The 11,014-nt window shown below is 58.5% G+C and carries 11 protein-coding genes, 1 tRNA gene and 2 rRNA genes (1 of these 14 running past the window's edge); 6 read left to right on the plus strand and 8 right to left on the minus strand.

Going from position 1 to position 11,014, the window contains the following annotated elements; translation table 11 throughout:
• Positions 1–21: 21 nt before the first annotated feature.
• Positions 22–801, plus strand: a complete 780-nt coding sequence (locus tag HQN82_RS10605) for an SDR family NAD(P)-dependent oxidoreductase (protein WP_004443568.1) — start codon at positions 22–24, stop codon at positions 799–801.
• Positions 798–1,682 carry a PPC domain-containing DNA-binding protein gene (locus HQN82_RS10610; RefSeq protein ID WP_173614871.1) on the plus strand — a complete coding sequence of 295 codons (885 nt, stop codon included), beginning with the start codon at positions 798–800 and terminating at the stop codon, positions 1,680–1,682. The genes HQN82_RS10605 and HQN82_RS10610 overlap by 4 nt, the downstream gene beginning before the upstream one ends.
• A gap of 50 nt (positions 1,683–1,732) precedes the next feature.
• Here the strand turns inward: HQN82_RS10610 and HQN82_RS10615 are convergent, their stop codons facing one another.
• Together HQN82_RS10615 and HQN82_RS10620 are read right to left on the minus strand one after the other, a co-directional pair.
• Positions 1,733–2,140, minus strand: a complete 408-nt coding sequence (locus tag HQN82_RS10615; RefSeq protein WP_004443574.1) for a PPC domain-containing DNA-binding protein — start codon at positions 2,138–2,140, stop codon at positions 1,733–1,735.
• Positions 2,127–2,693, minus strand: a complete 567-nt coding sequence (locus tag HQN82_RS10620) for a PPC domain-containing DNA-binding protein (RefSeq protein WP_112766993.1) — start codon at positions 2,691–2,693, stop codon at positions 2,127–2,129. Before HQN82_RS10620 ends, HQN82_RS10615 begins: the two co-directional genes overlap by 14 nt.
• A 161-nt stretch (positions 2,694–2,854) precedes the next feature.
• On the opposite strand from HQN82_RS10620, the gene HQN82_RS10625 reads away from it, so the two are divergent.
• Positions 2,855–3,346: an Lrp/AsnC family transcriptional regulator gene (locus tag HQN82_RS10625; RefSeq protein ID WP_042936218.1), complete on the plus strand. Its 492-nt coding sequence runs from the start codon at positions 2,855–2,857 to the stop codon at positions 3,344–3,346.
• Positions 3,347–3,581: 235 nt separating this feature from the next.
• Here the strand turns inward: HQN82_RS10625 and HQN82_RS10630 are convergent, their stop codons facing one another.
• The gene (locus HQN82_RS10630) at positions 3,582–4,241 is read right to left on the minus strand and encodes a hydrolase (RefSeq protein ID WP_112556987.1); all 660 of its coding nucleotides are present in this window, start codon (positions 4,239–4,241) and stop codon (positions 3,582–3,584) included.
• Positions 4,242–4,391: 150 nt separating this feature from the next.
• Between HQN82_RS10630 and HQN82_RS10635 the strand changes: the two genes are divergently transcribed.
• Complete coding sequence (locus HQN82_RS10635; RefSeq protein WP_004443585.1) at positions 4,392–5,276, plus strand: LysR family transcriptional regulator; 885 nt, start codon at positions 4,392–4,394, stop codon at positions 5,274–5,276.
• Between the two features lie 24 nt (positions 5,277–5,300).
• Here HQN82_RS10635 and HQN82_RS10640 read toward each other — a convergent pair whose 3' ends face one another.
• Together HQN82_RS10640 and HQN82_RS10645 are read right to left on the minus strand one after the other, a co-directional pair.
• Entirely contained in the window at positions 5,301–6,257 is a 957-nt protein-coding gene (locus HQN82_RS10640; protein WP_112556989.1) for a quinone oxidoreductase family protein, read from the minus strand.
• Positions 6,258–6,423: 166 nt separating this feature from the next.
• Positions 6,424–7,164: an SDR family NAD(P)-dependent oxidoreductase gene (locus HQN82_RS10645; protein ID WP_173614872.1), complete on the minus strand. Its 741-nt coding sequence runs from the start codon at positions 7,162–7,164 to the stop codon at positions 6,424–6,426.
• Between the two features lie 196 nt (positions 7,165–7,360).
• Between HQN82_RS10645 and HQN82_RS10650 the strand changes: the two genes are divergently transcribed.
• Together HQN82_RS10650 and HQN82_RS10655 are read left to right on the plus strand one after the other, a co-directional pair.
• Complete coding sequence (locus HQN82_RS10650; protein WP_234904857.1) at positions 7,361–8,230, plus strand: AraC family transcriptional regulator; 870 nt, start codon at positions 7,361–7,363, stop codon at positions 8,228–8,230.
• Positions 8,231–8,450: 220 nt separating this feature from the next.
• Positions 8,451–8,795: an ethanolamine utilization protein gene (locus HQN82_RS10655; RefSeq protein WP_112766996.1), complete on the plus strand. Its 345-nt coding sequence runs from the start codon at positions 8,451–8,453 to the stop codon at positions 8,793–8,795.
• A 212-nt stretch (positions 8,796–9,007) separates the two neighbouring features.
• Here the strand turns inward: HQN82_RS10655 and HQN82_RS10660 are convergent.
• The 3 genes from HQN82_RS10660 to HQN82_RS10670 all read right to left on the minus strand — a co-directional run.
• Positions 9,008–9,084 (minus strand) — tRNA-Met (locus HQN82_RS10660).
• A gap of 220 nt (positions 9,085–9,304) precedes the next feature.
• Positions 9,305–9,419 (minus strand): 5S ribosomal RNA (rrf, locus tag HQN82_RS10665).
• 264 nt (positions 9,420–9,683) lie between these two features.
• A 23S ribosomal RNA gene (locus HQN82_RS10670) occupies positions 9,684–11,014 on the minus strand; it runs 1,470 nt beyond the window's last position.

The raw sequence follows: 11,014 nt of genomic DNA on the forward strand, positions 1-11,014 counted from the left end.
ATTCAACCGGGAGGAGAGGGTATGACACAACGGACGGCAGGGACAAAAGGGGCTGTCGCGATCACCGGCGGAGCATCCGGCATCGGTTTTTCCACCGCGCAGCTGCTGATGGCGCGCGGATGGCAACCCTGGCTGCTGGATCTCAAGCGCGAAGCGCTGGACGCGGCCTGCGAGAAGCTCGGTATCGACGCCTCGCGTGGCATCGTGTGCAACGTGGCGGATGAAGCGTCGATAGAGGAGGCATTCGCCGCATTGACGGTGAATGGCGTTGAACAGGCGGTTGATCTGGTGGCCGTCGTCAACAGCGCCGGCATCGGCATCGACAAGCTTTCCGTCGAGACCAGCGTCGAAGAATTTCGCCGCATCGTCGACGTCAATCTCGTCGGCAGCTTCGCGGTGGCTCGCGCGGCGGCGCGTTACTGGCTGGACCGTGAGATTCCCGGCTCCATCGTCAACATCAGCTCGGTTTCCGGCATGTGTGGCAACCGGGGCCGCAGCGCCTATGGTGCCTCGAAAGGCGGCGTCAATCTCCTGACGATGGTGATGGCGAACGAACTCGGACAATCGGGCATCCGCGTCAATGCAATTGCACCCGGCCCGGTCGATACACCACTGACCCAGGCGGTCCATACCGAGAATGTTCGCGATCAGTGGCATAGCCGTGTTCCCATGCACCGCTATGGCAGAACCGATGAAATCGCCTCTGCCGTGGCGTTTCTGGTGTCGGATGATGCGAGCTACGTCAATGGTCAGGTTCTTGCCGTGGATGGCGGCTTCATCACCGCGGGGCTGGCGGTATGACGCCGATGGCCCAGGCAGCGCTTCCGCGCAGCATCGTCCACCCCGGACCGGAGACACCCGAGCGCTTTCGCGCCATCGGCTGCCGTGCCCATCCCGTCACGTTAACCGTCCGTGCCGGCATGTGCGTCAACGAAGCGATTGCCGCTGCCTTTGCGGAACGGGGTTTCGAAGGTGGCTACATCAGGCTGAAAAACGTGCCGATGAAGCGGCTTGAATACGTTATGCCCGCGGCCGCTCCTGATGCCTCCCATGCAGCCTGGTACAGCGAAACCTTTTCCATGCCTGAGGGCACGATCATCGATGCCGGCCTTCATATGGGACGGCGCGATGGCCAGCCGTTTCTGCACTGCCATGGTTCGTGGAAAAGTTCTCAGGGCGTCGTCTCCATGGGACATCTGCTTCCCTTCGAAGCCGAATTTGCCCAAGAAATACAATTTGAGGCGCTGGCGCTTGACGGAGCGATCCTCGACGCTCGGCAGGATGAGGAAACGAATTTTCCGCTTTTCACACCCATCCCCCGGCCGCGTAGGCATCAGGATGCGGGACTGAGGGCGCTTTTATGCACTGTCCGGCCTAACACCGACATCTGCCTCGCCCTCGAAGCGGCCTGCACGGAATTCGGCCTGCCGGAAGCCGATGTCAATGGCATTGGAAGCCTTATCGGCGCGGACTACGATGACGGAACGACCATTACCGCCTACGCCAGCGAAATCCTTATCCGCGCAGGCCATATCAGCTCCGACAGTGAACGCACGGCGCTGGATATTGCGATGGTCGATCTCACCCGCCACATCAGCGGCGGGCGGTTGGTGCGCGGCAAAAACCCCGTTTGCGTCACCTTCGAACTTCTTCTGACGGAGAAACGTGAGGCCGCAGCTTGAGCGGCGCAGGGACGTTTGGCGACACGGCGCCCCTGCTCGTCCCATTTTGTTCACGCCGCTTGCGATTTTTCCGTCGGCAGCCATTCCTCCAGCGTCACCTCGAAAGTCATGCAGACAGGGTTGGCGCCTGCGATGAAGGGGCCGCCGTAAACCGCACCCTCCGTATCGGCCACAACGCCGGTCAGCGCAGCGCGCAACGAGCCATCAGGCTGGGCGCGTACTTCGCCGGCTATCGAAACGATTTCAACGGCGGGGCCGCTTATCTGCAGAAAATCGCCGCTGCGGGTGCCGAGGCACGCATCCACCAGGCTGCCCAGCGCACCGCGCACGAAGGCATTGCGGAAGCCCTCGGCCAGGCACAGTTTCTCGACGCCGAGCACAAGATCTTCATTGGGGGCTATGCGGGCATAGGCAACGCGTCCCATGGAACCGGATTCGACAATATCATGCATGTTCATTGGCGCGCTCCATGCGATTTTTCGGTTGAAGAAGGGGAATATTCGTTTCTGGATCGAAAGACTGTTGCAACAGAAAACTGTCGAGCGAGGTCACAAGCGCGGAAATGCCACCCTCGCCGACAATGCAGGATTCTGTCAGCAAATGACCGCCCCTGACCAAACCCGCCGCGGTTCGCATGGCGGCATGACAATGCACGATCGGCTCGCCCTTCATGCTGCGCCCGAGCGTGGCGTTGCCGAAGATGAGCCACGCCGCACCGGCGTCGATGGGCTTCGTATAAGCGATGACGGCGTTGCCGGATGGATCAGGCGGAGCAACGCAATAGGACAATCCATCGAAGTGCCCTCCGAGTATGGTCAGGGAGGCGCTTTCAATGCCTTCCCCCGCAAGCGGCTGAACGATGCCGTCGTAAAGGCTGCGCCCCGGCTTGATGAACAGCCGGACATGGCGCGCCGAGGGCGAGCGCAGGCTGTTGATGCGCACAGGCGCGGAAATACCGGGATGGATCAACGTCCTGGGTCTTGGAAAATGCTGCTGCGATATCGGTGCCATGCCCGCTCCTCCCTGCTGCCTGTACCATGCAGTACGGTACTAAAAAACCAGCCGAAGGTGCTTTCGAATGGCGCAGCCAAAGCATCGAAACCAAGACACTTCTTTCGCACGCCGACGGATCGGCGGCAGATTTTTTTGCTGCATGTTTGGGAGAGACCGGCATGACGAAGCCGCTCGACAGGATCGACCGCAAAATACTCCGCGCCCTGCTGGAAAACGGCAGGCTGAGCAATACGGAACTATCCGAGAAGGTGGGACTTTCACCCAGCCCCTGCTGGCAGCGAGTCAAGCGGCTGGAAGAGGAAGGTGTCATCCGCGGCTATACGGCAATTCTCGATCAGGCGCAGCTAGGCTTGACCGAGACGGTAATCATCGAGGTCATGCTGGAGCGTCACGATGATGAGGTTCTGGAACGTTTCGGCGAAGCCATGGCGGCTCTTCCAGAGGTACTGGAAGCTTATCTGACCACCGGCGAATATGATTATCTCATCAAGGTCGCGGTGGCGGGAACCGCAGGTTACGAGCAATTTCTGCGCCGCAAGCTCTACAAGATCGAGGGCGTGCGCCATTCGCGCTCCTGCTTTGCGCTCAAATGTCTCAAGCACACCTTGTCGGTCGTGCCAGATACCGAGCCTCCGTCTCGTCCGACCTGAAAACACTTGTAGGTCGGATAAGCGCCCGTTGCACCACCCGTGATGCAACGGGCACTTTTAAGCTCCTGCCCGCGGCCCCGCACCATGGGTAAGCGACCCTTTCGGTAACAGCTTCATGACGAAACTCGCCACGGACGATTGCTCGTGCAATGCGGATGCAGGGCTGGGATGAAGAAGCTTGCGACGATGGGCCTTACGCAGCTCTCCGTCCCGCACCCCAACATCCCGCTCTATGTTAGTGGCCGCCCTTGGTGGACGGCGCCGGCGTGTTGAGCAACTGCTGCTCCCAGAGATAGGCGATGCCGCTGCCGCCGAAGTGCTGGATGAGAATTTCGGTCAGCTCCTCAACATGCTCGGTGCGGGCCCAATCGCGTTGCCACTCACCCGCAAGCGCCATTACCGTCATCACATTTGCGCCGGCCGCGATCATGCGCTGGATGGCAACTTCATGAGATTCCTTCGAAATCCCGCCGGATGCGTCGGTGATCACGGTCACGTCCCAGCCTTCGCCAGCGGCCTGGATCACGGGCATTGCAACGCAGACTTCGGTCCACAGTCCGGCAATGATCAGCTGCTTGCGGCCGGTCGCCTTGACAACGTTCACTACATTCTCGTCCTGCCAGGTGTTCACCCAGGTGCGATCGATGACTTGCTGATCAGCAAACACGTCGGTGATCTGCTTGAAGAGAAGTCCGCCGCGTGCCGCAATTACGCTGGTGAGGACAGTCGGAACATCGAAGGCTTTGGCCAGCTTCGCCAGCGCCGTTGTGAGATTGACCACAGCCTGCGGATCATGGCTGTTCAGGTTTGCGAGCTGATAGGGCTGATGATCAATCAGAACGAGGACGGAATCTTCGGGGCGGAGAAGTGAATCAAGGCCGTTACGAAAGGTCATGGGTTCATCCTGTGTTGGCGGTTTATCGAGGCGCTTGCGCAAGGGACCTACATCCCTTCGGGCGTTGCCGCGGGAGGAACTTGTCATTCCTGTTTATGATGCGGTAGTCCTTGTCAGCGTTGAGCTGTGTTGCAGAATGGGGAACGCAGAGTGGATATCGAAGACATCAGGACATTTGTCGAAGTTGCAGATGCGGGAGGTGTCTCTTCGGCCGCAGTGCGGCTCGGCATCTCCAAGTCCATGGTCAGCAGGCGGCTGGCGCGGCTTGAGGCTGAACTTGGCGTTCAGCTTCTGGCCAGGTCCACGCGCGGCGCTTCCCTGACGGAGGCGGGCGCCACCTTCCGGGACTATGCCGCCAGGATTTCAGCCGACATCGATATGGCGCGGGAGACGATTCTTCCGGCTGGTGAGCTTCGCGGGCGTCTGCGGATTGCAGCGCCGCTCTCTTTCGGCCCAACGCATTTCGCGCTCGTGATTGCGCAAATGGCGCGCCGCTATCCCCAGCTTCAGATCCAGACCTGCTACACTGATCGTTTCGTGGATCTGATCGCCGAAGGATATGATTGCGCGATCCGGGTCGGGAACCTTCCGGATTCAAGCCTCGTCGCCAGACGCGTCGGTCCGCTCTATGGAATTTTTGTTGCCAGCCCGGATTACATCAAGGTCCACGGCTCGCCGCAAACACCCGAAGAACTTGTGGCTCATCAGGCTCTCATGCAAGGCACGGAAACCTGGCAGGTGATGGACGGAGACAGGGTGATAACCGTTCGTCCGCAGGGACAGTTCAAGGCCGATAACGGAGTTGCTCTTGCTGTCGCCGCGGCGGCCGGATTGGGAGTCGCCGTGCTGCCTTACGACCTCGTCAAAAATTATCTGGCTGCGGGCGAGCTGGTGGAAGTGATGAAAGGTCATCCTCCACCCCCGGCCGGGATATATGTCGTCCGGCCGCCGGGTCAGCATCCCGCAAGAAAAGTCCGGGTGCTGACCGAAATGCTGATCGAGTGCTTCGGCAGTGGGAAGGGCTCAAGCGCCTGACCGCATGAATGGGTGGCAGCAACCTCAAGGTGTCATCACGACGCGGCCAAGCGGCTTGGCTCTCTCCGCATATTCATGTGCCATCGAGGCGTCGCTCAACGGAAACACGCGATCGATCACGACCTCCATGCGTCCCTCGGCCACGGCCTTGAGAAGCTGGATGACAGTTCCGTATACCGCCGGCCTCTCGAAGAGCGGCCCCATGAAGACACCGTGCAGCGTTTGATTGTTCTGCATCGGCGGCCAGAGGTCGGCATGGAGGCTGCCGCCACCTGCATTCCCGACGAACACGAGGCGACCCTCGGGCGCGAGAGCGGATAAGGACGCTTGCAAAGTCGAACCGACAGGATCGATGACGAGGTCAGCCCCCATGCCACCGGTCAGCCGGAGAACCTCCTCAACGACATCCTTTTCCAGCCGATCGATGACATGTGATGCGCCGAGGCCGCGCAGGCGTGCCTGTCTTTCACTACCACCTGCCGCAGCAATGACGGTCGCGCCGGCGTCACGCGCCAATTGGACGGCAGCCAAACCCACGCCGCCGGCGGCAGCCTGTATCAGAACTGTGTCTGCCTTTTGCAAGCCGCCTTTGGTGATCAGACAATGATGAGCCGTGCCGAACGAAATCGGCAGGGCCGCGGCCTGTGCCATTCCCACGCCCTCCGGCACAAGCCATGTGCGCGAGGCCGGGACGGACCAGAGTTCCGCATGGGACCCCTGCATATCGAATGCAGCCACCCTTTCGCCGACCGCCCGGTCGCGGACATTTTTACCAACGGAAATCACGGTCCCTGCAGCGGCATAGCCGACAATCCACGGTGATTGCTGTGGTGTCGACCGGCGATTGATCAGATCGCCGCCTTCAATGGAAATCGCCTCGACGGCAATAAGCACATCATCCGGCCCGCAAACCGGATCGGGCACATCAGCATATCTCAAAACTGTAGGAGGACCGGGGTTGTCGTAAACTGCGGCTTTCATGTATTTTTCCTTGGCTGGCAGGGAGCATGATGCGACGCTATTTTTTCGCTTCGCGGTTCAAGAACGAAGGGGATGTACAGACTGCGCCGATTTTTCAACAGAGATCGGTTACCGATCGGTGCCCCGTCCGATTTTCATCGAGCGAAGCACCGGCCGCAGTGCGCTTTCAAGCAAGCGCGCCGCCGTCGACGGTAAGGATCGTCCCTGTGATCTGCCGGGCGGCAGGCGTTGCGAGAAAAGCGACGGCGGCCGCGACATCTTCCGGCTGATTGAAGCGGCCAAGCGCGCTCAGGCTGCGCTGGTAGTCCGCTGATTCTCCCGTCTCGGGATTCGAGTCGGTGTTCGTCGGTCCCGGCTGAACGAGATTGACCGTTATGTCCCGAGCACCCAATTCTCGCGCAAGTCCGCGATTGAATGCCTGAAGCGCACTCTTGGTCATATAATAGACCGTACCGGGGACGCCGGCGATGCGATCCGCGCCCGCTGAGCCGATATTTATGATCCGGCCACCTTCCTTGAGGTGTGGAATGGCTGCCTTCGACGCCAGAACAGGCCCGCGGACGTTAACCGCCAGCAACGCGTCGAGATCCTCGACTGCGAAATCGGCAATATTATTGTATCGTCCTATCGCGGCATTGTTGACGAGAATGTCGAGGCCGCCCAGAGCCCGGACCGTCTCGTCCACGGCGTGTTGTATTGCGGCCGGATCGGCGCTGTCAGCCTGGATCGCGACGGCCGTGCCCCCCGCGGCCTGAATTGCCCGAACGAGTTGCGCGGCGCTCTCGGCTGACCGCTCATAGGTTATTGCTACATTCGCTCCCTTCCCAGAAAGAGCGCGCGCAATTGCTGCACCTATGCCACGCGAACCACCCGTTACCAGAGCGTTCTTTCCAGCCAGTTCCTGCATAATCCGGACCCTTTCAATCTCATGTCGCCCCGATGCGCGGTCTCGAGGTATGTTCCACCTGATTACCGGGGATCGTGGCAGCTCAATTCGTCAAGACTGAAGATAGGCGGACACGGCGAAAGCTACATGCCCGATCTTCCCAGAGACTTGCCTGATCCTTCCAAATCACTACATGCCTGAGATGATGGCCGGCTCTGTGAAACCAATCACCCAACTGCTGAAGGACGTTGCTCCCTTTGTTGAGCGTCAGGGGGGAACCGTCGCCATCCCGACCCCTGTCCCGCGCCTGACGCTATGGACAAGTACACGCACCACGCCACCCACACCGGCGGTGTTCGAGCCGATGTTCTACGCCGTTCTACGGGGCACGAAGGTTTTGACCATGGGCGCCAATCGTTTCGAACTGCTGGCGGGCGACTGCGCGACATCGTCCTTCGGCCTGCCCTATGTCCACCAGCTGACTGACGCGACGCCAGAGCTTCCCTACATCGGCATAAGCCTTCATCTCGATATCGGAATGCTCACGCGTGTCGTGCTCGACATGCCCAAGCATGAGGATCGCTGGACATGTGCGGTCGCATCAGACAATCTGAACGGACCTGTCGGCGATGCATTTGTTCGCCTTGTCGGACTTCTGGCCACGCCCGATGACGTCGGTGCGCTCGCGCCACACTACGAGTTCGAGCTCTATTATCGGTTGCTGCAAAGCTCGATGGGCGATACGCTTCGGCAGGTCGGACGGCGAAACGACCGGTTCCAGCAACTCAAGACGGCGGCCGACTGGCTTGCCACCAATCACAACGAACCGATTGTCATTCCCGAGCTGGCGGCCTCGTCCGGCATGAGCGTCACCTCTTTTCACCGGCACTTCAAGGCTGTCACGGGATTTAGCCCCCTGGCCTTCCAGCGTCATATACGCCTGCTGGAAGCCAGAAAGCTTCTCGCCTCCGGAAGCACCAATGTCTCCCGCGTGGCGTATGACGTGGGCTACGCAAGCCCTTCGCAATTCAGTCGGGAGTATAAGAGCATGTTTGGCACAGCGCCCGTCGCCGACCTGCAGCGCTGAACTCTTCCGGGGCCAAAGCCTTTCGCAAGCAATAATCGTAAAACGGAACACTGAAGACCTATTCCGGTTATTCCCTCGGCGTGTTGATGATCAACGCTGCCATCCTGAATGAAGATTTTCGGCGTTATCGCCAGACAAGAAGCTTCTCGGCGGAGTGCACAAGCACGTGCTGCGGTTCAAACCGGTTCCACGCACGGCAAAACCTTTAAGGAGACAATGTATGGTCATTCATAAATTCGCCATTGCTGATGCGGCATTTGAACGCTCACCAGGACAAGACGGTGACATTTTCACCGCCAACCTCCTCGATCAGCGTCATGGCGGGCCGGTCACTATCGGATTCGGGCGTTATGGACCAAACCAGATTCTCGAAGAAACAATGGCCGTACACGACACGATGGTCATCCTGGAAGGAAGTATTACCGTTTCCGATAGCCACAAGACGGTGATGGCAGGTCCGGGAGAGATCATCGCCATGCAGAAAGGCGACAGGGTTACGATCCGGTCTCAAGAAGAAGGAGCGTTGACTGCTTATGTGACCTATCCTCATTGGCAACAGCCGTAGACGTGATCGGCACAGGCAAGCATGGCTTCGGGCCAGGGTCGCATCCGGGACTTTGTGAAGCCGGGTTGTTTTCGGAGTGCTCGACTGTGTTTGGGTGCATCCACTTGCCGCGCGTGCTCGGGGGCGGATTTGTGCTAGTGTTATGCCATGCCCAAAACGCAAGAAAGCCCTCTTTTGGGAGAGGGCTTTCGTGTTTGCTTTCTTCGTAATTTTGGTTGCGGGGGCAGGATTTGAACCTGCGGCCTTCAGGTTATGAGCCTGACGAGCTACCGGGCTGCTCCACCCCGCGTCCAGCGCATTCGGCAAGGCCGAATGTCGCGGTTACGTCGTTGCTTTAGCGACGACGGATCTTTGCCGGAGTAAATTGCGGAGCAATTTATCTCCTGTAAGGGACGCGCTTGGCGTTTTCCTTAAGTTTTGTCTTAAACTGCAAAAGGCCGCTTTTGGCGGCCCTTTTTTTTCGGCTGGGCCGAGGGATGTGATGAGAAGATTTTTGATGCGTTTTGCAGACCTGGCAGCGACCTACTCTCCCGCGTCTTGAGACGAAGTACCATTGGCGCTGGGGCGTTTCACGGCCGTGTTCGGAATGGGAACGGGTGCAGCCGCCCCGCGATAACCACCAGGTCGGCAAAACGCAACATTGTTCATGTTTTCACATGAACGTTGTTTTCGAGAAGCTGGGAAGCTTGCGCTTCGTTTTAATTTACACGTCGTTTCTGTGACTTATCCGTATGTTGCCTTGCTCGAGGTCGAGCGTGGCGCCCATACAGGACGCTAGTCCGTCGCCAATCGTTTGGCGCGCCGTCTGCAGCGTAGTGGCCGAAGGCCACGTCAGCGTGAAGACAGAACAGATCATCAAGCTTTGCTTGATGAGCATGAACAATGGGAACGAAGAAGTCGATCGAGCTATTAGTAACGGTAAGCTTCACACATTGCTGTGCTTCCACACCCGTCCTATCAACGTGGTCGTCTTCCACGGCTCTGATAGGGAACACTCGTTTTCAGGTTGGTTTCCCGCTTAGATGCCTTCAGCGGTTATCCATTCCGTATATAGCTACTCTGCTATGCCCTTGGCAGGACAACAGATCCACCAGAGATACGTCCATCCCGGTCCTCTCGTACTAGGGACAGATCCTGTCAATATTCCTACACCCACGGCAGATAGGGACCGAACTGTCTCACGACGTTCTGAACCCAACTCACGTACCGCTTTAAATGGCGAACAGCCATACCCTTGGGACCTGCTCCAGCCCCAGGATGCGATGAGTCGACATCGAGGTGCCAAACAACCCCGTCGATATGGACTCTTGGGGGTCATCAGCCTGTTATCCCCGGCGTACCTTTTATCCGTTGAGCGATGGCCCTTCCACACGGGACCACCGGATCACTATGACCGACTTTCGTCTCTGCTCGACTTGTCAGTCTCGCAGTCAGGCTAGCTTATGCCATTGCACTCGACGACCGATTTCCGACCGGTCTGAGCTAACCATCGCGCGCCTCCGTTACTCTTTCGGAGGCGACCGCCCCAGTCAAACTACCCACCATACACTGTCCCGGATCCGGATAACGGACCGCGGTTAGACATCCACGAAGATAAGGGTGGTATTTCAAGGATGGCTCCACAGAAACTGGCGTCCCTGCTTCAAAGCCTACCACCTATCCTACACATGCCTTGGCGAATGCCAGTGTAAAGCTATAGTAAAGGTGCACGGGGTCTTTCCGTCTGACCGCAGGAACCCCGCATCTTCACGGGGAATTCAATTTCACTGAGTCTATGTTGGAGACAGCGGGGAAGTCGTTACGCCATTCGTGCAGGTCGGAACTTACCCGACAAGGAATTTCGCTACCTTAGGACCGTTATAGTTACGGCCGCCGTTTACTGGGGCTTCAGTTCAGAGCTTGCACCCCTCCCTTTAACCTTCCAGCACCGGGCAGGCGTCAGACCCTATACGTCGTATTGCTACTTCGCAGAGCCCTGTGTTTTTGATAAACAGTCGCTACCCCCTGGTCTGTGCCACCCCATCATACTTGCGTACAAAAGGGTCACGCTTCTTCCGAAGTTACGCGTGCAATTTGCCGAGTTCCTTCAACATAGTTCTCTCAAGCGCCTTGGTATACTCTACCTGACCACCTGTGTCGGTTTCGGGTACGGTCTATACGGTGGAGCTATTTCCTGGAACCTCTTCGCCGCCCAACCAATCCAATAAGGTTGAACAACA

This window comes from Agrobacterium pusense (assembly GCF_013285525.1).
Taxonomy (GTDB): domain Bacteria; phylum Pseudomonadota; class Alphaproteobacteria; order Rhizobiales; family Rhizobiaceae; genus Agrobacterium; species Agrobacterium pusense.